Raw genomic sequence first — 21,646 nt, forward strand, 5'->3', positions numbered from 1 at the left:
ACTAGTTCGAGGTGAATCCGACGAGCAGGCCGCCGGTGATCTTCACCGCGAGATTGTAGATGCCCGCGACGACAGCACCGAGCACCGTGACGACGATCAGGTTGAGAATCGCAACCACGGCGGCGAACGCCATGACCTGTGGCAGGCCCACGAGATCGGAGATCCGGACGCCGTTCTCGGAGAAGCTCTGGAAGAACTCGTCGAACTGTCCGATCAGGCCCGTCGTCTGTACGACCATGAAGATCAGGAAGAACGACACCACTGTCACGATGGCGATCGCCACGGCCGCAAGGAACGACAGCTTCACGGCCGACCAGAAGTCGATATAGACGAGACGCAGGCGCACCTGCTTCGAGCTGCCCTGTCGGCTCGACTTCTTGGCCAGCTTGTCGGCAACGGTGCTCATGCGTCAGAACTCTCTTCCGTGGGCGTAACGGGTGTCGACTCGGCGATGTCGGTGGGGATGGGTTCGACCGGCTGCTCCACGTCGACGCTCCTCTCCCCGTTACGGGCGATCGCGATGATCCGGTCGTCGTCGCCGGGACGGGCGAACACGACACCCATCGTGTTGCGACCCTTGGCAGGCACCTCGGCCACGGAGGAGCGTACCACCTTGCCACTGGCAAGAACCACCAAGACCTCGTCGTCCTCGCCGACGATCAAACCACCCGCGAGCACGCCCCGATCGTCGCTCAATTTGGCCACCTTGATACCGAGCCCGCCTCGGGATTGACCGCGGTATTCGGCGACTGCGGTGCGCTTGGCGTAGCCTCCGTCGGTCACGACGAAGACGTAGTTCCCGACGGCTCCGCCGTTCTGGGGGGCGACGCTCGCCGACAACAGACTGTCTTCTCCGCGGAACGACATTCCCTTGACCCCGGCCGTCGAGCGACCCATGGGACGCAGCGCATCGTCATCCGCCGTGAAGCGCAACGACATGCCGTGGCGCGAGATGAGCAGGATGTCGTCGTCCGCCTCGACCAGGAGAGCACTCTCGAGCTCATCACCCTCGCGCAGGCTGATCGCGATGATGCCACCCTGGCGGTTCGTGTCGTACTCGGTCAGACGCGTCTTCTTCACCAAGCCGCCGCGCGTGGCCAGCACCAGGTAGGTCGCGACGCTGTAATCGCGGATGTCGAGCACCTGCGCGATCTCTTCGCCCGGCTGCAGCGCCAACAGGTTGGCGACGTGCTGACCCTTGGCGTCGCGTCCGGCCTCTGGCAGCTCGTACGCCTTGGCGCGATACACGCGGCCTCTGTTCGTGAAGAACAGCAGCCAGTGGTGGGTCGTGGTGACGAAGAAGTGCTCGACGACATCGTCTGCGCGCAACTGCGCACCCTTGACGCCCTTGCCGCCGCGGTGCTGCGCCCGATAGTTGTCGCTGCGCGTGCGCTTGATGTATCCATCGCGCGTGACGGTGACGACCATCTCTTCTTCCGGGATGAGGTCTTCCATCGACATGTCGCCGTCGAAGCCCATCAGGATCTCGGTGCGGCGGTCATCGCCGTGCTTCGCCACGATCTCGGTCAGCTCGTCGCGGACGATCGTGCGCTGACGGACGGGGCTCGCCAGGATGTCCTGGAAGTCGACGATCTGGGCCGTGATCTTCTCGGCCTCGTCGATGATCGCTTGGCGCTCGAGGGCGGCGAGGCGCCGCAGTTGCAGCTCGAGGATCGCACGAGCCTGCAGGTCGTCGATGTCGAGGAGCTTCTGCAGACCCTCACGCGCGTCGTCGGCCGACGGCGAACGACGGATGAGCGCGATGACCTCGTCGAGCGCGTCGAGCGCCTTCAGATACGCGCGCAGGATGTGCATGCGCTCTTCGGCCTTGCGCAGACGGTAGGTGGTGCGGCGCACGATCACTTCGATCTGGTGCGTGATCCACAGCGATACGAACGCGTCGAGCGACAGGGTGCGGGGCACACCATCGACGATCGCGAGCATGTTCGCGCCGAAGTTCTCCTGCAGCTGTGTGTGCTTGTACAGGTTGTTCAGCACGACCTTGGCGACGGCATCACGCTTGAGCACGATCACGAGGCGCTGGCCGGTGCGGCCCGATGTCTCGTCGCGAATGTCGGCGATCCCCGAGATCTTGCCGTCGCGGGCGAGGTCGCGGATCTTGATCGCGAGGTTGTCGGGGTTGACCTGGTACGGCAGTTCGGTGATGACCAGGCACGTACGCCCCTGGATCTCTTCCACGGAGACGACGGCGCGCATCGTGATCGAGCCGCGACCCGTGCGGTACGCCTCGTGGATGCCCCGCACGCCGAGGATCTGAGCGCCCGTCGGGAAGTCGGGACCGTGGACCCGCTGCATCAGGGCCTCGAGCAGCTCTTCGCGCGAAGCATCCGGGTTCTCGAGCGACCACAGCACGCCGTCTGCGACCTCGCGCAGGTTGTGCGGAGGGATGTTGGTCGCCATGCCGACCGCGATGCCGACGGAACCGTTGACCAGCAGGTTCGGGAACCTCGCGGGCAGAACCGTGGGTTCCTGCGTGCGGCCGTCGTAGTTGTCGGTGAAGTCGACGGTCTCTTCTTCGATGTCGCGCACCATCTCGAGCGCGAGCGTCGCCATCTTGGTCTCGGTATAACGGGGCGCAGCCGCACCCATGTTGCCGGGAGACCCGAAGTTGCCCTGCCCATCGGCCAGGGGGTAGCGGAGCGACCACGGCTGAACGAGACGCACGAGGGCGTCGTAGATCGGGGAGTCACCGTGTGGGTGGTATTGACCCATCACCTCGCCGACGACGCGGGCGCACTTCGAGAAGCCCTTGTCGGGACGGAAGCCACCGTCGTACATCCCGTAGATCACACGGCGGTGCACGGGCTTCAGACCATCGCGAACATCCGGCAGCGCACGCCCGACGATGACGGCCATCGCGTAGTCGAGATAGCTGCGCTGCATCTCGGACTGCAGGTCGACCTGGTCGATGCGTCCGTGATCGTGCGCCGGCGTGGCGTCGGGGCGGTCTTCGTCAGTCATGGCGTCTTTTCTTCGTGTGCGTCAGATTCGTCGGGATCCGGTGTCGGATCTAGATGTCGAGGAAACGGACATCCTTGGCGTTGCGCTGGATGAACGTGCGTCGGGATTCGACGTCCTCACCCATCAGCGTCGAGAAGATCTCGTCGGCGGCCGCGGCATCCTCGATCGTCACCTGCAGGAGCGTGCGGGACTGGGGATCCATCGTGGTCTCCCACAGCTCCTTGTCGTTCATCTCACCGAGACCCTTATAGCGCTGGATCGCGTTGTCCTTCGGGATCCGCTTGCCCGCGGCCAGGCCGGCGGTCAGCAGGGCGTCGCGCTCACGGTCGCTGTATACGTACTCGTGCGCCGAGTTCGACCACTTGAGGCGGTACAGCGGGGGCTGAGCGAGGTACACGTAGCCGGCTTCGATGAGCCCGCGCATGTATCGGAACAGCAGCGTCAGGAGCAGGGTCGTGATGTGCTGGCCGTCGACGTCGGCATCGGCCATCAGCACGACCTTGTGGTAGCGCGACTTGGCGATGTCGAAATCTTCGCCGATACCCGTGCCGAAGGCCTGGATCATCGCCTGGATCTCGTTGTTGCCGAGAGCACGGTCGATGCGCGCGCGCTCGACGTTCAGGATCTTTCCCCGGAGCGCGAGGATCGCCTGAGTGTGGGGATCGCGACCCTGCACCGCGGAACCGCCGGCCGAGTCACCCTCCACCAGGAAGATCTCGCTGATCGAGGGGTCCTTGCTCGTGCAGTCTTTTAGCTTGTCGGGCATCGACGCGGACTCGAACACGCTCTTGCGTCGCGCCGTCTCGCGGGCCTTGCGCGCGGCGAGTCGCGCGGTGGCCGCGTCGATCGCCTTGCGGATGATGTTCTTCGCCTGCGTCGGGTTGCGGTCGAACCAGTCACCGAGTTGATCGCCGACCACCTTCTGCACGAACGCCTTGGCTTCGGTGTTGCCGAGCTTGGTCTTCGTCTGTCCCTCGAACTGCGGCTCGGAGAGCTTGACCGAGATGACGGCCGTGAGGCCCTCGCGGACGTCATCGCCCGACAGATTCTCGTCCTTCTCCTTGAGGAGATTGTTCGCTCGCGCGTATTTGTTGACGAGGGTTGTCAGAGCGGCGCGGAAACCTTCTTCGTGCGTGCCGCCCTCGTGCGTGTTGATGGTGTTCGCATACGTGAAGACGTTCTCGGTGTAACTCGTCGTCCACTGCATCGCCATCTCCATGGCGATCTTCTTGTCCGGAGCTTCGGACTCGAAGTCGATGATGACGTCGTTGACCGCTTCGGCCTTGCGCACCTTGTTGAGGTACTCGACGTAGTCGACGAGACCACGCTCGTAGAGGAAGCTGTCGGTCGGCTGCTGCAGAACCAGCTGTCCCTCGACCTCTTCGTCGTAGGCCTTTTCGGGACGCTCGTCGTGCAGGTCGATGCGCAGGCCCTTGTTCAGGAATGCCATCTGCTGGAAGCGGGTGCGGAGAGTGTCGTAATCGAAGTCGACCGTCTCGAAGATGGTCTCGTCCGGCCAGAACGTGATCGTCGTTCCCGTTTCGGAGCTCTCTTCCGCGCGCTCGAGCGGAGCCTTGGGCACACCACCCCCGCCGTAGGACTGCCGCCAGACGTAGCCCTGGCGCCGAACCTCGACCTCGAGGCGCGACGAAAGCGCGTTCACGACAGACGATCCGACGCCGTGCAGACCGCCGGACACCGCGTATCCGCCGCCGCCGAACTTTCCACCCGCGTGCAAAACCGTCAGAACGACCTCGACGGTCGATTTTCCTTCGGTGCGGTGGATATCGACGGGGATACCTCGACCGTTGTCGATCACGCGGACCGCGCCGTCGGGCAGGATCGTGACATCGATCGTGTCGCAGTACCCGGCCAGAGCCTCATCGACGGAGTTGTCGACGATCTCGTACACCAGGTGATGCAGTCCTCGCGGACCGGTCGAACCGATGTACATACCGGGGCGCTTGCGTACCGCCTCGAGCCCTTCGAGAACCTGAATCTCGTCCGCGCCGTACGCGTGAGGTTCGGGGGCGGTCTTGCTGCCGGATTGAGCGCTATCGAATGAGTCAGAAGTCATAGAGAAGAGGCGCTCCAGATAGGGAAAGTCGTCCCTTCCAGTCTATCTGAGCGAGGACCGATATTTCGCATCACACGGCCCTCTCCGGGGATGAAATCGCTTACGGCACCCCAAATGCTCATTCAGCCGTAGGTATCGCGTGGACCGCGCCCTGGAATAGTCCTGGGGCCCCATTTCCACGAGGGAACGTCCGGCCCCACAAAGCGCACCGCCGTGATGCCCGCATCGGGGTGCTCGCGGATGATGCGCGTCAGGATGTCGGCGCGCAGACTCGAGAGCTGCCGGGCCCACGCCGTCGAATCACACTGGACCGTCATGATTCCGCCCTCGAGCGAGACGGGGCGGGCGTGCTCCGCGGTCTGGGAACCCGCGACATCCGCCCAGCGACGCAGCACGTCCTCACTCGCCAGGTGTGTATTCCACCCGGCTTCCCGGGTGAGATCGGCCATGACATCCCCGAGTCCGTGCGGGTCGCGTCCCGGCGCGAACGGGACGTTCTCGCCCTCGGCATCGCGGATCCTGCGGCGTTTCCGCGATCTCGGCGCCGCGATCCCCCGCAATCGCAAGTACGTCGCGACCGTCAGCGAAGGAGCGTCGACCGCGTCCTCCGCCACCGCGGGCGAGTCCTCCTCAGACACCGGATGCCTCGTCGAACGGTCCGGGGGGATCGGGAACGATGCGCCCGTTCTCGATCCGGACCGTCCGTCGTCGAAGGGCCTCGGGAACGTCCTCCCACACGGCCGCGGTCACGATGACCTGTTCGAACTGAGCCGTGAGGTCCGACAGTCGGGCGCGCCTCTGGGCATCGAGCTCAGCGAAGACGTCATCGAGGATCAGGACGGGATCTCCACTGCGCGACTCGGCCCGCAGCAGCTGTGCCGACGCAAGCCGCAGGGCGAGTGCGACCGACCACGACTCACCGTGCGAGGCATAACCCTTGACGGGCAGACCCCGGATGCTCAGACGGAGGTCATCGCGATGCGGCCCGACCAGGGTGAGGCCCCGCTCCAACTCAGCGGTGCGTTTCTGGGCCAGCGCCTCGCGGAAGAGCTCCGCCGTTGCCCCGACCGGCGTCGCGCTTCCGGCTTCGTCGCCGTCTTCGGGGTCCGCGCCCCGGACCGACAGAACCCACTCGAGCTCCGGGTGGTGGTCTTCGCCGGCGATCGCGGCGTAGGCCGCCTCGATCGGTGCCGCGAGTTCATTCGCAAGAACCTGACGCGCGTCGATGATCTCCGAGCCGAGCGCGACGAGCTTGTCATCCCACACATCCAGGGTCGAGAGAGCATTCCCGCGGATGCCGCGCGCCCGCGCGGACTTGAGGAGAGCCCCACGCTGACGCAGCACCCGGTCATAATCCGCCAGAACCCCGGCCATGCGCGGCGAACGCTGCACGAGCAGCTGGTCCGCGAATCGGCGTCGGGCGGAGGGATCTCCGCGCACGATGCCCAAGTCTTCGGGAGCGAAGACGACGACTTGCGCGTAGCGCGGAAGTTCGGCCGGGCGAACATCGACACCATTCACCCGTGCGCGATTGCGTCCGGTCCGATTCAGCTGCGCCTCGAGCTGGACGCTGCGCTCGGCGTGGGCGACACGAATCCGCAGAATCGCCGAGTCCGCGCCCGCGCGGACGAGCGCCTGGTCGCCCGAGACCCGGTGCGAACCGAGTGTCGCGACGTAGGCGATCGCCTCAGCCAGGTTGGTCTTACCCTGTCCGTTGCGGCCGACGAACAGATTGGGTCCCGCGACCAGTGCCACATCCGCGCTCGCGTAGTTGCGGAAGTCGACCAGGCTGACGTGCTCGACGATCACGTCAGCGCAGCAGCAGATTCGGTTGCAGGAGGTACTTGAAGGTGTCGGCGCCCGCCTTGTCGACCGACGTCTGACTCGTGATCAGCACCGGGCTCAACTTGTTGGCGTTATCGGACGACGTGAACGTGATGCGGACGAACTCGCTGCGCACCGCGGTCAGCGCCTCGAGAAGGTACTGCGGATTCAGGCCGAGAACGACATCTTCACCGTCGAGGTGCGCGTCGACCGATTCGGAGGCCCGCGCCTGGTCTCCGCCCGAAGCATCCATCGTCACGCCCTCCGACGAGAACGTGAAGCGGAGAGGAGCGGAACGGTCGAGCACGATCTGCATGCGCCGGACGGCTTCCATGAGTTCGCCCGTGTTGACCACCGCGTGGTGCGCATTCTGGTCGGGGAAGAGCCGACGGACGGGAGGGAAGTTTCCCTTGATCAGGAGAGAGGTGACGGTACGGTCACCCGACGAGAACGCGATGATCTCGCGATCCCCCGAACCCGAGAAGGCGATGCGGATGTCCCCACCGTGCGCAAATGTCTTACCCACTTCCTGCAGGGTGCGTGCCGGAACGAGTGCGGATGCCTCGCCATCCAGGGCAGAAGCACCATCCCAAGGAATTTCGCGCAGTGCGACGCGGTAACGGTCGGTCGCGACGAGGCTCAGTGTCGTTCCCGAGACCTCGAGCTGCACACCCGTCAGCACGGGAGTCACATCATCACGCGAGGCGGCGAATGCGACCTGAGCGATGGCCGTCGCGAAATCCTCGGCCGGCACGAGTCCCGGCTCGGCGGTGACTTCGGGAATCGCGGGGTACTCCTGGACCGGCATGCCGGGAAGGGTGAAGCGTGCGGAACCACAACTCAGGACGATTCCGCCGTCTTCGTCCACGACGATCTGGATGGGTGCACTCGGGAGGCGGTTTGCGATCTCGGACAGCAGGCGACCGTGAACGAGGATCGTGCCAGGACTGTCGACGGTCGCCTCGATGACCGTGCGCGCGGAGGCCTCGTAGTCGAACGCGGAGAGGGAGAGGCCGTCAGGACCGGCCTCGATGAGGACTCCAGCCAGGATCGGCTGAGGGTTGCGCTGCGGGAGCAGCTTCACGACGAAAGAGACCGCGTCGCTGAAGACATCGCGATTCACGTGGAACTTCACGGTCACTCCTTTGTCCTGTGGAGGTTTGTCCTGTGCAGGTTTTGTCGTCCCAGGTCTGGGCTTACCCATGCTAGTGCCGGGTCATGGATGTCGTGAGTCGTCGCCCGTTCCACAGCCTGCGCCGTAAAGGTGAGGGGAATCGATCTCTCAGAAAAAGAAGTAGTTAATGGTGTTAACGCCTGTGGATCATGTGGATAACTCCGGCGATGCCTGTCGGGAGTATGGAACTACACGTGTGTGAGTTGTGGACGAGCTGCGGATGCCCGGGTTTACGCGGGACCCGCGCTCGGTCGAGTTTCGCGGACTCTCCACAGGCGAGTGCGAGGAGTGCACAGTCTGGACGTATTCCGAGAGGCTTATCCACAGGTTATCCACAATGTGAAAACCGCATCATGGTGGCTCGGATCGTCGTGTGTCAAGCGCGCGCTTCGGCATATATGGCAGCACGAAGGGTGACCGACGAGGCATCCGTCGGTCATGCCGGGTGCCTCAGCGGCCCGCGCGGCCGATGATCGTCGTGATCTCGGTGACCTGGTTGTACAGCGAGCGACGTTCCTTCATCAGGTCACTGATCTTCTTGTACGCGTACATCACTGTGGTGTGGTCGCGGTTGCCGAACAGCTGGCCGATCTTGGGCAAGGAGAGGCTCGTCCGCTCGCGGCACAGGTACATCGCGATCTGACGGGCGGTGGCGACGGCCTGCGAGCGGCTCGAGCCGTATAGGTCGTCGACGGAAAGCTTGAAGTACTGCGCGGTCGCCGTGATGATGTCGGTCGGCGAGACGACGTTCGCATCGTCCTGATCGACGATGTCGCGCAGAACGGTCTGAGCCAGTTGCACATCGAGGGAGGAGCGGTTCAGGTTGGCGAACGCCGAAACCCGGATGAGCGCACCCTCGAGTTCGCGGATGTTGCTCGACACCTTCGTGGCGATGTACTCGAGGACGTCGTCGGGTACCTGCAGCCGCTCGCTCTGAGCCTTCTTGCGAAGGATGGCTTCGCGCGTTTCGAGGTCGGGTGCCTGCACATCGGTGATGAGGCCCCACTCGAAGCGGCTGCGCATGCGGTCTTCGAACCCGGTGAGGTGCTTCGGCGGCAGGTCACTCGTGATGACGACCTGCTTGTCGTGGTCATGGAGCGTATTGAAGGTGTGGAAGAAGGCTTCCTGGGTCTCGGCGCGGCCCTGCAAGAACTGGATGTCATCGATGAGCAGGATGTCGACGTCCCGGTACCGCGCCTGGAATGCGGAACCGCGGTTGTTGGCGATCGAGTTGATGAAGTCGTTCGTGAACTCTTCGCTCGAGACGTAGCGAACACGAATACCCGTATAGAGATTGAGGGCGTAGTCGCCGATCGCGTGCAGGAGGTGCGTCTTGCCGAGGCCCGATTCCCCATAGATGAAGAGAGGGTTGTATGCCTTCGCCGGCGCTTCGGCGACGGCGACGGCAGCCGCGTGGGCGAAGCGATTGGACTGGCCGATCACGAAATTGTCGAACGTGTACTTGGGGTTCAGGCGGGTGTCATTGCGCGAGGCTGAAGCGGGGGTCTCGGGCGGGGCGTCGACGTAGGAGCGCAACCCTGGATGAACAGGGGCGGGCGTGGGGGCGTCGGGCGTGGTCTGCGCGGCCGGGTTCGAACGCGGAACGACGTGGGCCTCGGCGAGATCGGGGTTGACGACGACCCGGAATGTCACAGCGCCCGACGGATGATCGATGCGTGAGAGCGCCTCGAGGATGGAGGGACGCATCCTCTTGTTGAATTGTGCAGCCGTCAGATCATTGGGCACGTCGAGGTACAGCGTTCCTGCCATGACTCCCTGAGGGACCGCCAGGCTCAAGAACCCATAGAGCTGTGGGGTGATCCGGTCGTCCTCGGTAAGGGAGTCGAGCACGGCCGCCCAGATCGAGATGTCTGGAACATCGTGCTGTGACATGGGTCCCCCGGGATTCGCGGCTATCTGTCAGCAACCTTGTCCGGGGGCGAGAGCGCCATCTCCGAACCTGTGGATAACTGTCGCGCCCACGCTAGCCAGGCCGTGCGGCGGAGCAAAATCCACTGTAGGACCTTGCGGCGTGTCGGTGCCACGCCCGAGTTCCACGGCTGGGGATAATGCCTCGCGATCACACTCGGTTTGTGACCTGCTCCGGAAGGACGTATTCTTACCAGGTTGACTTATGCCCTCACGGCATCCTTCTTCCGCCTAGCATCGTCTCCGGTCGCCACGTCCCGGCGACTCGTCTCCCGGAGTGACTCTTATGACCAAGCGTACTTTCCAGCCCAACAACCGCCGTCGCGCCAAGAAGCATGGCTTCCGCGTTCGCATGCGTACCCGCGCGGGACGCGCCATTCTCTCGGCGCGTCGCACCAAGGGTCGCACCACCGTCTCGGCCTGACCCATCCCGGTGCTCTCCCGAGCGAATCGTCTCACCCACGGTGTCGACTATCGATCCGTCGTCCGTCGGGGCACTCGCTGCGCCGGGGCGCACACGGTGACGCATGTCATGGCGCGATCGGATGACGACGTACGTTTCGGGTTCATCGTTTCGAAGGCTGTCGGCAACGCGGTCGTTCGAAACACGGTGCGGCGTCGGTTGAAGGCCGTGTGTCACGAAGCTCTCGCTGAGCTCGACCCCGGTCGTGACGTCGTCATCCGCGCTTTGAGTCCGTCGGCCGGTGCTGATTTCGCGACATTGCGATCTGAAGTACTGCGGTGCCTGCGACGAGGTCGGGTATGAGTGCCCCGCTGCCTACGGCGATGACCGGCGACGGGCATTTCGATGTTGCTCGTGGATGGCGCGCCACCTGTCTGGTCCCTCGCAACGCCGCGATTGCTGCACTGATCGCATATCGCGCCACGATCTCTCCGATCTACGGGGATGTCTGCAAGTACTACCCCACGTGCTCGGCCTATGCGGTCGGTGCCATCCAGCAGTACGGCGTCGTCCGTGGGTCCGTCATGGCCGCCACTCGATTGGCCCGATGCCACCCATGGGCGCAGGGTGGCATCGATGATGTCCGCCCGCGCACTGACTTCCGGGACGAGCTGACCCTCCACGGGTTCGTCGTTCCGTCGCTCCGAAGAAAGGACTGATCCGTGCCGGATCTCATCGGAATCGTCCTCTGGCCGCTCAAATGGGTGGTCGAGCTGATCCTCGTCGCATGGCATTGGGTGTGGACCTCACTGGGGTTCGGCGCTGCGGATGGCATCACGTGGGTGCTGTCGATCGTGGGGCTGGTGATCGTCGTCCGTGCAGCTTTGATCCCTCTCTTCGTCAGGCAGATCAAGAGCCAGAGAAAGATGATGGAAATCGCTCCTGAACTGCGAAAAGTTCAGGAGAAATACAAGGGCAAGCGCGATCAGCTCTCCCGTGAGGCCATGAGTCGCGAGACCATGGCCCTATATAAGAAGCACGGCACCACACCGGTCTCGAGCTGTCTTCCGCTCCTGGTTCAGATGCCGATCTTCTTCTCGCTGTACTCGGTGCTGTCATCCATCGGTCAGCACGTCGACGAAGGCGTCGGTGGCGTGGGTGTCCTGTCGGCAGAGCTGACCCAGCAGTTCTTCGATGCCAAGCTGTTCGGCGTCGCTTCCCTGCACGACACCCTCGCCGGTGCGTGGGAGACACGACCGGATGGTTGGGAAGCAACCGTCGGGATCCTCGTCGTTCTCGTGATCCTCATGATCGCGTCGCAGTTCTTCACGCAGCTGCAGATCATCTCGAAGAACCTGTCGCCCGAGGCCAAGACCGGCCAGGCCTATCAGATGCAGAAGATCATGCTCTACATCCTTCCGCTGGCCTTCATCTTCTCGGGTGTCTTCTTCCCGCTCGGCGTCGTCATCTACTGGTTCGTCAGCAATGTGTGGACGATGGTCCAGCAGTTCATCGTCATCCGTGAAATGCCGACACCCGGATCGGATGCGGCCAAGGCGCGCGAAGAGCGCCTGGCTCGCAAGGGCAAGGCGATCAACTCCGAGGGCAAGATCGTCTCGATGGAGAAGTACGTTGAGGAGCAGGCCCGCCTGCTCGCCGAGGCGGAGAAGAAGAAGGCCGTGGCTCCCAAGCGCCAGCAGCCCGTGGGGAAGCAGCGTGCAAAGAAGCAGACGCGTCCGGGAACGCCGGGTACGGCATCCACTCCCCCGGGATCGCCCGTTTCGAGCGGACCCTCGGCTCCGGCCGGCGCGACGCTGGGTGGGGTACCCGCCGGTTCGGCGTCCGACAAGGCGAATCCGTCGGACGAGCCCTCGTCGCTGACGCCGCCACCGGCAACAGGACAGGCCGGTTCTTCGACGAAGAACGCCAAGCAGAACCCCAAGAAGCGCCGCTGACGGCGCGAGGAGCTCACGACATGACCACTACATCCGACGCACAGATCCCTCAGGACTCTGCTCCCGAAGAGACCGCTTCGCTCGCCCACCTCGAGCAGGAGGGCGACGTGGCAGCCGATTACATCGAAGAGCTGCTCGACATCGCGGATATCGATGGCGACATCGAGCTCGATGTGCGCGCTGGTCGCGCATATGTCTCCGTCGAGGCACCGGAGGGCGGTACCACCCTGTCGGTCCTATCCGACCCCGAGACCGTCCGCTCCCTTCAGGAACTGACACGCTTGGCCGTGCAGAACAAGACCGGTCGCTTCTCCCGTCTCATCCTGGATGTCGGTGGGTCGCGCGATACACGTCAGGGAGAACTCGAGCAGCTGGTGAGTCGCGCCATCGAGCGGCTCGAAGAGGGTGCTGGACAGGCTTCCCTCCCCCCGATGTCGAGTTACGAGCGGAAGCTCATCCACGACATCGTCGCTGATCGTGGCTTCGTCTCCGAGTCGTATGGCGATGGCGCCGACCGGCACACCGTCATCCGTCGTTCGTGATCCGTTTCACGTGAAACATTGACCGACGTAGAAGCGGAGCCGAAGGCCGCCACGCAGATCTTCGGTGATCGCATCGACCTCGCTCGTTTGTTCGCGGTCCAGCTGGCGGAACACGGTGAGCAGCGCGGACTCATCGGCCCACTCGAACCGCCGCGTCTGTGGTCACGGCACATCCTGAACAGCGCGGTGATCGCCGGAGCATTCGACGCAGATATTCGCGTTGCAGATGTCGGCTCGGGCGCGGGGCTTCCGGGTATCGTCTTGGCGATTGCTCGTCCGGATATCTCGTGGAGCCTGATCGAGCCGATGGAGCGTCGTGTCGCGTGGCTCGACGAGCAAGTGGACGTGCTGGGACTGGAGAACGTCGACGTGGTGCGTGCACGCGCGGAAGACTATCCGGCGAAGGGCGGCTTCGACGCTGTGACCGCTCGTGCAGTGTCGGCGCTCCGGACACTTATCCCGCTTACCGCTCCCCTGGTCACCCCGGGTGGGCAGCTGGTTCTGATGAAGGGAGCGTCCGTCGAGTCTGAGATCTCCGCTGCAGACAAGCAGATCCGACGCTTCCGTATCAGTGAGCCGCGGGTGGAGTTCTGGGGCGAGGGTTTATTGGATCAGCCGACCACGTTGTTCCGAGGGACCGTGGGTTCAGCCGCCGGGTAGGTCGGCGCGGTGTTTCACGTGAAACACCACAACGCGGTCGTCTCGAGCACGATGCCACCCATATCCGTCGATAGCAGTTGGAACTGCTGCGCTCCCTCACGGAGCGTCGCCGGCCGTGACGTCGTGGGGGTGAGTGTTTCACGTGAAACGGCACGCTGTCTCGGCGGCTGCATACCAGCGTGATCCCTGTACCGCGTTGGGCGAGGGGTGGGGCCCGAGTCGAGTCGAGTCGCGATCCTCGATGATCGGCGCGGCGTCGTTTCGTCTCGCTTCGCTCCCCTATGGATGGCGCGGGGACTCTTCGTAGTTCGCGTTTCGTCACGCTGCGCCCGCCCGCTCGACAGTGGCGACGGGCGGCGCAGTCGTCGGTGTGGGCGTTTCAGGTGAAACGGCACGCTGGTTCGTGGTGGGCGCTCGTCAGCGTGATGCGGCTACAGCCGAGCGATGCGTGGGGCCCACTAGAGTCGCGATGCCCGATGATCGGCGCGGCGTCGTTTTGTCTTACTCCGTTGGCTCACCGGACGGGGCTCGGGTTCTTCGTTCGCGCGCGATCCGTCTCGCGTCGAGTTCAACGAACGGGGCGAGGTGCGCCCACCGGAAAAGATCGACACGCCGGGTTTCACGTGAAACGCCGTGCGACCAGGGGTGACGTTCATGAGGGAAGTCTCATGATGCGTAGATGTGATTTCGGCGCCAACCGCGCACCTAGAGTAGAGGTCGTCCCCCTGCCGTGAGTGGAGCGTTTCACGTGGAACATGCCCGACGTCCGGATGTCCAATCATCCGCACAACTGATAGATGACACCCCGCTGGCAAGGGAGATCGCAGACCTCAGCGCACGGCGCCGAGCTTTGGAGGGAGCCGCGATCGAACTACCGAACAGGACACGCGTCCTGACCGTTTCCAATCAGAAGGGCGGGGTGGGCAAGACGACCAGCACGGTCAATGTCGCGGCCGCCCTCGCCTCCCTGGGTGCACGAGTCCTGGTGATCGACCTTGATCCGCAAGGAAATGCGTCCACCGCTCTCGGCATCCCCCATGACCCGGATACCCCGAGTGTCTACGACGTCCTCATCGATGAGTTCCCGCTCGCAGATATCGTGCAGGTCAGTCCCGAGTCACCCAATCTCTTATGCGCGCCGAGCACGCTACATCTCGCGGGTGCCGAGATCGAACTCGTCTCTCAGGTTGCCCGTGAGCACCGTCTTCGCGGCGCGCTCCAGGATTACATCGCAACGAGTGCTCTCCCGATCCACTACGTACTGATCGACTGCCCTCCGTCGCTGGGGCTGCTCACGATCAACGCATTCACGGCAGCGGACGAGGTCTTCATTCCGATTCAGTGCGAGTACTACGCGCTCGAGGGGCTCACGCAGCTCCTCGGAAGCGTTCGCATGATCCAGCGTCACCTCAACCCGGGCCTGCAGGTGTCCACGATTCTGCTCACGATGTACGACGGACGCACCCGACTTGCGCAGCAGGTCGCTGACGAGGTGCGCGCGCACTTCCCCGGCGAGGTATTGCGGACGGTGATCCCCCGATCAGTGCGCGTTTCTGAGGCGCCGAGCTTCGGACAGACCGTGATCGCGTACGACGGCCAGTCGGCGGGCGCTGTCGCTTATCGCGAGGCCGCCATCGAAATCAGCAAGCATGTTCCCGCGGCATCCGGCGCTGAGAACACCAAAGAGGAAGGCACGCTCTGATGTCCACGAAGAGAACGGGACTCGGTCGTGGTATCGGTGCCCTGATCCCGACCAGCGACGCTGAGAGTCGTCCGGTCGACGTCTTCTTCCCCGGAGCTCGGCGCCTCGAGGCTGTTGAGGCGCTCCCCGCCGAGGAAACAACCCTCGAGGAGCAGCGTTTCGCTGAACTCGTGGCCGTGCCGGGCGCCCGCCTGGCCCACATCGACCCCGTCGAGATCGTCCCGAACCCGCGCCAGCCGCGCACGCACTTCGACGCCGACGACCTCGCGGAGCTTGTCCACAGTGTGCGGGAGTTCGGTGTCCTCCAGCCGGTCGTCGTCCGGCCGCGGGCCGAGGATGGCACGTACGAGCTCATCATGGGCGAGCGGCGAACGCGAGCAGCTCGTGAGGCCGGACTGGCCAGCATCCCTGCGATCGTCCGGGACACCGCCGACGAGAACCTCCTGCGAGACGCACTGCTCGAGAACCTGCACCGTTCTCAGCTGAACGCACTCGAAGAGGCTTCCGCATACCAGCAGCTCCTCGAGGACTTCGGGATCACGCAAGAAGAACTCGCGACCCGTATCGGCCGATCGCGTCCACAGATCAGCAACACGATCCGGCTCCTTCGCCTACCGGTTCCGGTGCAGCAGAGGGTAGCGGCCGGCGTACTGAGCCCGGGCCACGCCCGCGCTCTCCTGGGTCTTCCCGATGACGCAGCCATTCAGCGCCTCGCCGACAAGATCGTGAACGAAGACCTCTCTGTTCGGGCCGCCGAAGCCATCGTCAAGGGGCGTCCCGATGCTCCCCAGCGGGCCACGAAGCCCCAGGCCGGTGCCCGTCGCGGTCATCTGGACGAGGTGGCGGGACGCCTGGGCGATCGCCTCAACACGCGCGTACAGATCTCTCTCACCGCGCGAAAAGGCCAGGTCAAGATTGATTTCTCGACCATTCAGGATCTCAACCGCATCTTGGGTGAGATGGGTGTCGATGCGTTCGGCTCGGACTGATTCACTCACCATCGCCGCGTGAAGAGAGAAAGGCCCCGACTCTGTGAGCCGGGGCCTTTCTCATCGCTCCTGATGTCGATATCAGCCGATGAACGCGGCGAGATCCTTCTCGAGTGCGAACTTCGGCTTGGCGCCGATGATCGTCGTCTTGACCTCGCCACCCTGGAAGACCTTCATCGCCGGAATCGACGTGATCTGGTACTTCATGGCGAGATCGGGGTTCTCGTCGACGTTCAGCTTGAGGATGGTGATCTTGTCGGGGTGCTCGGACTGGATCTCGTCCAGAACCGGGGCGACCATGCGACACGGACCACACCACTCGGCCCAGAAATCAACCAGTACGGGACCCTCGGCGTTGAGAACGTCCTGCTCCCAGGTGCTGGAGGTCGTGGCTTTGGCGGTCATACTCTTCTCCTTTTTTCGGAAGTCTCAGGTAAGGGAACGTCGAGACGTCCTCGAATGTTCCGCGGTCGGTCTCAGCCGACGCTGACGGGGTCTGCCTCGGGCAGTCCATCGATCTGCGCGACATCCGCTTCGGGTGCTCCCGCGTCGTCCAGCGCGGCCAGATAGTGCTCCGCGTCGAGCGCGGCGACAGTACCCGAGCCGGCGGCCGTGGCGGCCTGGCGGTACGTCGGGTCGATGACGTCACCAGCCGCGAAAACACCGGGGACCGAGGTGCGCGACGAGCGTCCGTCGACCCAGATCGTGCCCTCGGTGGTGAGCTCGAGCTTGTCGTGAACGAGGTGTGTGCGCGGGTCGTTTCCGATCGCGACGAACAGTCCTTCGAGGGGCAGCTCGCGGGTGGTGCCATCCGTCGTGTCGCGCAGAATGACGCCAGAAACGGCCTCGTCACCGAGGATGTCTGCAACCTCGGCATTCCAGATGAACTCGATCTTGGGGTTCGCGAAGGCGCGCTCCTGCATGATCTTCGACGCCCGCAGGGTGTCCTTGCGGTGGATGACGTAGACCTTCGACGCGAAGCGGGTCAAGAACGTGGCCTCTTCCATGGCGGAGTCCCCTCCACCGACAACGGCGATGACACGGTCACGGAAGAAGAAGCCGTCGCACGTGGCGCACCATGAGACGCCGTGCCCGGACAGGCGCTCTTCACCCGGCAGTCCGAGCTTGCGGTATGCAGAACCGGTGGCGTAGATGATGGCGGCGGCCTCGTGCTCTGCGCCGCTGCCGAGCTTGACCTTCTTGACGGGTCCGTCGATCGAGAGCTCCACAACATCGTCGTACAGGATCTCGGCGCCGAACTTCTCCGCCTGTTCCTGCATCTTGGCCATGAGTTCGGGGCCCTGGATCGCCTCGGGGAATCCCGGGAAGTTCTCGACCTCGGTCGTATTCATCAGCTCTCCGCCGACCTCGACCGAACTCGCCACAACGAGAGGTGAGAGGTTGGCGCGTGCCGCGTAGGTAGCCGCGGTGAAGCCCGCAGGACCCGATCCGATGATGATCACGTGACGCACTGTATGTCTCCTCTTTGCTTGTCTCTGGGCTTCAACCCATGGTAGTCCGGCGGCATTCCAGGCCTCGGTGAATTCCACGTGCTGGAACGCGGCGTGAACGCAGTTCTCGTCGGCTCAGCGTCGCCGCAACCGGCGGAGGAGCGGAGCGACAACCGCGAGCTCGGGCGCACGCATGACCGCCAGGATCGCGACGTACACCGCCAGCGTCACTCCGCCGACGAGTGCGGCCCCCGCAACCCCGAGATAGATGGACGAGGTCGTCCACCCTTCGAAACCCCCGAGAAGCAGGAAGAGAACCCAGCCGCCGGTGGCCGCGGGCACCCCGGCGAGGAAGAACCGGCCGAGCGCGCGCGCGGGTGCACGAAGCCCCAGCAGGCCGAGTCGGCCGCGGAGCAGAAGCAAAGCGATTGCGAGCTGGACGATTCCTGCGAGGGACTGGCCCAGCGCGATTCCCGCGGCGAGATATTCCAGCGGGAGAATGGCGCCGGCGAGGAGCGCAGTGACGACGACGAGCACGGCTTGGACGAGCGTGAAGACGAACGGGCGGAACGTGTCACCGTAGGCGTAGAAGGTCCGCTGCACGACGTAGAGGATCGACAGTGGGACCAGGCCCACGAGGTATGCACCGAGCACCAGAGCGGTGGCCGCGGCATCCGAAGCGCTGTTGCTGAAAATGCGCGAAACGGGAACTGCGGCTGCGACGACGGCGGCGAGGGCGCCCACGAGGAAGAAGCTGATCGTTCGGATGCTTGCGCCGAGGTCGGCGCGAACTTCGTCGTCCCGTCCCGCCGCCGCATGCTCGCTGAGTTGCGTGAAGTAGGGGGTTCCGATCGATACGGCGATCACGGAGTACGGAAGGATGAAGATGAACCAGGCGAATGCCATGGTCGCCGCGGACGCAGCGACATCGGAGGCCGCGCTGACGACGCGGGTCTGCACGAGCCCCGCGACCTGTCCCACCACGACCATCCAGAACGTCCACCACGCCAGGGTGCCCATGGTGCGCAAACCCATGCCGCGCCAGGCGAAGTCCGGACGGAAGCGCAGACCCGAACGACGCCAGAACAGCAGCAGGACGCCCGCCTGAACCGCGATTCCGAGAGTCGCGGTGCCCCCCAGAAGCGTGATCATGTCGGGTGTCCACGTCAGGACGTCGTTACGCTCCGGTCCGAACAGCAGGATGAACGCGACGAAACCCGCGATCGAGACGATGTTGTTGACGATCGGGGCCCAGGTGTACGGGCCGAAGACGCGGCGAGCGTTCAGTGTCTCCCCTACCAGCGCGTAGAGGCCGTAGAAGAAGAGCTGTGGAATGCACCAGTAGGCGAGAGCGATCGTGAGCGCCAACTTCTCGCCCGCGAACTGGGCATAAAGCTGAACCAGGAGCGGCGCGGCGAGCGTTGCGAGCCCCGTCACCACGACGAGGACGACGGTGCCGAGGGTCAGGAGCTTGGAGACGAAAGCTCCCCCACCATCCGCATGCTTCGCCGCGCGTACGATCTGCGGCACGAGCACCCCGGTCAGGATGCCCGTGGAGATGATCGCGTAGATGTTGTTCGGGAGCTGGTTGGCGATCGTGAAGGCATCCGCGGCACCGCTCCCGACCGAGCCGACGGCTGCCACGAGGACGATCGAGCGGACGACGCCGGTCAGACGTGAGACGAGGGTGCCCGCTCCGAGGATCGCGCTGGCGCGGCCGAGACTACTCATCGGTGGCGTCCGCCGCCTTCTCGGCGGCGCGCGTGCGGCGACGTCGGCGGATAGTGCGGATGAAGCCCGCACCCAGCAACAGGACGATGATGGCACCCAGTCCGATGATGCCGATGCGCTCCCACTCGGCGCGAACGGTCACCTGAGCCCGCTGCACCGGCCCGACCTGCTCGAAGGTGGGGCTCAGGAGGCGCAGTTCGATCGTCACCTCGCCGCTTCCCACTCGCGCGCGGACGGGAACCTCGACCCGCGTGTTGACGCCCGGCTCGGCTCGAACCGTGAGCGTCCGTTCGACATCGAGGCGCAGGTTGTCGGGCGTCGAGACGAGGACGACATTGGCGACGAACGGGAGATCGTTGCGGATGAAGAACGGCAGCACGGCCTCGGGACTCACCAGTTGCACGGTGCTCGGCTCTTGTATCGCGACGGACGTGAGTGTTGTCGTCGTCACCTCGGCATGCGCGGCGAGGGCGGCCTGCCAGGCTTCCGGATCGTCGCGCCAGCCGGCACCGATGAGCTGCAGAAGCGCGGATCGCGCGGGCGCGGTCAGCAGGGACGGGTCGTCGATGATCGACGAGAAGTCGGCGATCATCGATTCACCTGCCAGGAGGGTGTCCAAACGCGCCGCGGCGACCTCGTCGGCCTGTGCGGTGACCTGGGCACCGGCGGGCTCCGCGCTCAGGAGGGCGCTCAGCGTGGCCGGAACGACGCCGGGGTAGCTGAAGACCGTATCGATCGCTGCGCGTAGCGATGTGGTGCCGAGTTCAGCCATCCGTTCCGTCGTGACCACCAGAGGACCGCTCGGGCTCGACGCCTCGATCGCGATCTGTGCGGAGATGAGGGCCGACGCGGCCTGAGTGCTGCCCTCCTTTGCTCCGGCCGTCGCCCGCACCGCGCTCGATGTACCCGCTTCGTACACGAGCAGTGGTGCGCCCTCGGCGGTCGAAGCGGCGGCGCGGGCCTCGGCTCGTTGGGTCGCGGCAGAGCTGAGCAGGGTGGTCGCCGGAGAGCCCGACGCCGAGGGCTGCTGCGCCAGCCCACTCACGGCGTCGGCGTCGGCGCGACCGTGAGCGGGCCAATACAGCGTGGCCCGAGCGCCGGGTACGGCGAGCAACTCGTCGAGGTCCGGCAACGTGACCGTGTCGGTGCCTGCGCCGTCCTCGGCATCGGCATCCGGGGTGGCCGTGGGGTCCGGGGCGGGGGTGGCCGTCACATCTGCGAAGTCGTCCGCGGACATGGCGTAGTCGAGGCTCGTGGGCTCGAGGAGGGTGGTGAGTCCCGCATCGGCCTGGACCGAGACATCCGCGTCCCCGAACTGCAGGGCGAAGCGCTCGTTCGGCAGGGCCCCGAGCCGGTCCAGCCACGCGAGTGCGCTGGGTGGCGCGGAATCCCCGAGAACCCGGATGGATGCGAGCAGTGCGGGGTCGATCGCGAGGATCGCGGACGTTCCGGCGACGGCCGACAGGATGTCGGTCAAGCGACCGTCGGTGCCTGTGAGCGTGGTGAGTTCTTCCCCCGTGAGCAGCCCATCCGTCTGCGGGCCGGCCGCCACGGCGACGATGACGCCGATCGCGGCGGTGATGGGCGTTTCGCCTTGGAGCACGATGGCGCTTCGTGAGACGAGGTCCCCGCCGTAGGTCGCCGACAGTGCGTACACACCGGGCCCGCGTCCTGCCAATGCCTCGACCGCAACCGTTGACACGACGATCTCACTGTCACCCGCGATCACCGAGGGCACGGCGGGGCGATCGATCACGGATGTCTCGGCCACGAGTTCGCCGTCGTCGATCCATTCGTCGAGCTCGGCGCTCGAGGTGAGAGGGCTGTCGCTGAGCTCGACCGCGAGTGAGGTCGGCTCGAGAGCCGTGTCGGTCGGATTGGAGACCTCGATCGTGGCGGTCAGTGCGCCGCCGGCCGCTACGACTCCGTGGGCGAGCGGTGCGAGAACGAGGGTCGGCTCGGCGGGCGTGGGCGTCGGGGTCGGACCGGGTGATGCGACAGCGCCCGACGCACCGGCGAGAACGAGGGCCGCGGTGACCGCGACAAGGGCAACGGTCCGCAGGCGCTCGACACCACCGCGCCTGGCGGGGGTGCCGAGACGGTGGTGGATCGTGTCTCGCCGCACGCCGAGCCCTCCGGGCGCGGGACCGCGCCGCACGCCGGAGCCGAAGAAGAGGTGCTTCACGGTGTGTCCGGGGTTGTCATCGAGTGCGAGAGTTCGCACATT

Annotated in this window: 18 protein-coding genes and 1 pseudogene; 8 read left to right on the forward strand and 11 right to left on the reverse strand. The window is 64.8% G+C overall.

Annotation, left to right across the window (positions count from 1 at the left end; all coding sequences use genetic code 11):
* Window position 1: 1 nt before the first annotated feature.
* From ACIQ0W_RS12655 to dnaA, 7 genes are all read right to left on the reverse strand, one after another.
* The gene (locus ACIQ0W_RS12655) at window positions 2–406 is read right to left on the reverse strand and encodes a DUF3566 domain-containing protein (protein ID WP_036296699.1); all 405 of its coding nucleotides are present in this window, start codon (window positions 404–406) and stop codon (window positions 2–4) included.
* Window positions 403–2,982, reverse strand: coding sequence for a DNA gyrase subunit A (gene gyrA, locus ACIQ0W_RS12660; RefSeq protein ID WP_396643100.1), 2,580 nt, complete (start codon window positions 2,980–2,982; stop codon window positions 403–405). Before gyrA ends, ACIQ0W_RS12655 begins: the two co-directional genes overlap by 4 nt.
* Window positions 2,983–3,031: 49 nt before the next feature.
* Entirely contained in the window at window positions 3,032–5,059 is a 2,028-nt protein-coding gene (gene gyrB, locus ACIQ0W_RS12665) for a DNA topoisomerase (ATP-hydrolyzing) subunit B (protein WP_396643101.1), read from the reverse strand.
* Window positions 5,060–5,181: 122 nt separating this feature from the next.
* Complete coding sequence (locus ACIQ0W_RS12670; protein WP_396643102.1) at window positions 5,182–5,697, reverse strand: DUF721 domain-containing protein; 516 nt, start codon at window positions 5,695–5,697, stop codon at window positions 5,182–5,184.
* Window positions 5,690–6,868, reverse strand: coding sequence for a DNA replication/repair protein RecF (gene recF / locus ACIQ0W_RS12675; protein WP_396643103.1), 1,179 nt, complete (start codon window positions 6,866–6,868; stop codon window positions 5,690–5,692). Before recF ends, ACIQ0W_RS12670 begins: the two co-directional genes overlap by 8 nt.
* Window position 6,869: 1 nt before the next feature.
* A complete protein-coding gene (gene dnaN, locus ACIQ0W_RS12680; RefSeq protein WP_396643104.1) occupies window positions 6,870–8,018 on the reverse strand; it encodes a DNA polymerase III subunit beta in 1,149 nt (382 codons plus the stop codon).
* 489 nt (window positions 8,019–8,507) lie between these two features.
* Window positions 8,508–9,950 carry a chromosomal replication initiator protein DnaA gene (gene dnaA, locus ACIQ0W_RS12685; RefSeq protein ID WP_396643105.1) on the reverse strand — a complete coding sequence of 481 codons (1,443 nt, stop codon included), beginning with the start codon at window positions 9,948–9,950 and terminating at the stop codon, window positions 8,508–8,510.
* Window positions 9,951–10,272: 322 nt separating this feature from the next.
* On the opposite strand from dnaA, the gene rpmH reads away from it, so the two are divergent.
* The 8 genes and pseudogenes from rpmH (at window position 10,273) to ACIQ0W_RS12725 (ending at window position 16,237) form a co-directional block, all read left to right on the forward strand.
* Window positions 10,273–10,410, forward strand: coding sequence for a 50S ribosomal protein L34 (gene rpmH / locus ACIQ0W_RS12690; protein ID WP_396643106.1), 138 nt, complete (start codon window positions 10,273–10,275; stop codon window positions 10,408–10,410).
* Window positions 10,411–10,419: 9 nt separating this feature from the next.
* The gene (gene rnpA, locus ACIQ0W_RS12695) at window positions 10,420–10,752 is read left to right on the forward strand and encodes a ribonuclease P protein component (RefSeq protein WP_396643107.1); all 333 of its coding nucleotides are present in this window, start codon (window positions 10,420–10,422) and stop codon (window positions 10,750–10,752) included.
* Window positions 10,749–11,108: a membrane protein insertion efficiency factor YidD gene (gene yidD, locus ACIQ0W_RS12700; RefSeq protein ID WP_396643108.1), complete on the forward strand. Its 360-nt coding sequence runs from the start codon at window positions 10,749–10,751 to the stop codon at window positions 11,106–11,108. Before rnpA ends, yidD begins: the two co-directional genes overlap by 4 nt.
* A gap of 3 nt (window positions 11,109–11,111) precedes the next feature.
* Window positions 11,112–12,119 (forward strand): annotated as a pseudogene (gene yidC, locus ACIQ0W_RS12705) (membrane protein insertase YidC); the annotation flags it as partial.
* A gap of 245 nt (window positions 12,120–12,364) precedes the next feature.
* Complete coding sequence (locus ACIQ0W_RS12710) at window positions 12,365–12,886, forward strand: protein jag (protein WP_396643109.1); 522 nt, start codon at window positions 12,365–12,367, stop codon at window positions 12,884–12,886.
* An 18-nt stretch (window positions 12,887–12,904) separates the two neighbouring features.
* Window positions 12,905–13,546 (forward strand): 16S rRNA (guanine(527)-N(7))-methyltransferase RsmG, encoded by a 642-nt coding sequence (rsmG, locus tag ACIQ0W_RS12715; RefSeq protein ID WP_396643110.1) that lies wholly within the window; start codon window positions 12,905–12,907, stop codon window positions 13,544–13,546.
* A 748-nt stretch (window positions 13,547–14,294) separates the two neighbouring features.
* Entirely contained in the window at window positions 14,295–15,248 is a 954-nt protein-coding gene (locus tag ACIQ0W_RS12720; protein ID WP_396643111.1) for a ParA family protein, read from the forward strand.
* The gene (locus ACIQ0W_RS12725) at window positions 15,248–16,237 is read left to right on the forward strand and encodes a ParB/RepB/Spo0J family partition protein (RefSeq protein ID WP_396643112.1); all 990 of its coding nucleotides are present in this window, start codon (window positions 15,248–15,250) and stop codon (window positions 16,235–16,237) included. Before ACIQ0W_RS12720 ends, ACIQ0W_RS12725 begins: the two co-directional genes overlap by 1 nt.
* Window positions 16,238–16,318: 81 nt before the next feature.
* Here the strand turns inward: ACIQ0W_RS12725 and trxA are convergent, their stop codons facing one another.
* The 4 genes from trxA to ACIQ0W_RS12745 form a co-directional block, all read right to left on the reverse strand.
* A complete protein-coding gene (gene trxA / locus ACIQ0W_RS12730) occupies window positions 16,319–16,642 on the reverse strand; it encodes a thioredoxin (RefSeq protein WP_036296732.1) in 324 nt (107 codons plus the stop codon).
* Between the two features lie 71 nt (window positions 16,643–16,713).
* Complete coding sequence (trxB, locus tag ACIQ0W_RS12735; protein ID WP_396643113.1) at window positions 16,714–17,709, reverse strand: thioredoxin-disulfide reductase; 996 nt, start codon at window positions 17,707–17,709, stop codon at window positions 16,714–16,716.
* 114 nt (window positions 17,710–17,823) lie between these two features.
* Window positions 17,824–19,419 carry a murein biosynthesis integral membrane protein MurJ gene (murJ, locus tag ACIQ0W_RS12740; protein WP_396643115.1) on the reverse strand — a complete coding sequence of 532 codons (1,596 nt, stop codon included), beginning with the start codon at window positions 19,417–19,419 and terminating at the stop codon, window positions 17,824–17,826.
* Window positions 19,412–21,643: a DUF6049 family protein gene (locus ACIQ0W_RS12745; RefSeq protein ID WP_396643116.1), complete on the reverse strand. Its 2,232-nt coding sequence runs from the start codon at window positions 21,641–21,643 to the stop codon at window positions 19,412–19,414. Before ACIQ0W_RS12745 ends, murJ begins: the two co-directional genes overlap by 8 nt.
* Window positions 21,644–21,646 lie beyond the last annotated feature (3 nt).

This window comes from Microbacterium sp. (genome assembly GCF_044340635.1).
In the GTDB taxonomy this organism is placed as follows: domain Bacteria; phylum Actinomycetota; class Actinomycetes; order Actinomycetales; family Microbacteriaceae; genus Microbacterium.

Excerpts from the sequence above, each read along its gene's own strand:
- dnaA (WP_396643105.1), bottom strand. The coding sequence starts at position 9,950 with ATGTCACAGCACGATGTTCCAGACATCTCGATCTGGGCGGCCGTGCTC.
- murJ (WP_396643115.1), bottom strand. The coding sequence starts at position 19,419 with ATGAGTAGTCTCGGCCGCGCCAGCGCGATCCTCGGAGCGGGCACCCTC.
- ACIQ0W_RS12655 (WP_036296699.1), bottom strand. The coding sequence starts at position 406 with ATGAGCACCGTTGCCGACAAGCTGGCCAAGAAGTCGAGCCGACAGGGC.
- gyrA (WP_396643100.1), bottom strand. The coding sequence starts at position 2,982 with ATGACTGACGAAGACCGCCCCGACGCCACGCCGGCGCACGATCACGGA.
- gyrB (WP_396643101.1), bottom strand. The coding sequence starts at position 5,059 with ATGACTTCTGACTCATTCGATAGCGCTCAATCCGGCAGCAAGACCGCC.
- ACIQ0W_RS12725 (WP_396643112.1), top strand. The coding sequence starts at position 15,248 with ATGTCCACGAAGAGAACGGGACTCGGTCGTGGTATCGGTGCCCTGATC.
- yidD (WP_396643108.1), top strand. The coding sequence starts at position 10,749 with ATGAGTGCCCCGCTGCCTACGGCGATGACCGGCGACGGGCATTTCGAT.
- ACIQ0W_RS12710 (WP_396643109.1), top strand. The coding sequence starts at position 12,365 with ATGACCACTACATCCGACGCACAGATCCCTCAGGACTCTGCTCCCGAA.
- trxA (WP_036296732.1), bottom strand. The coding sequence starts at position 16,642 with ATGACCGCCAAAGCCACGACCTCCAGCACCTGGGAGCAGGACGTTCTC.
- rpmH (WP_396643106.1), top strand. The coding sequence starts at position 10,273 with ATGACCAAGCGTACTTTCCAGCCCAACAACCGCCGTCGCGCCAAGAAG.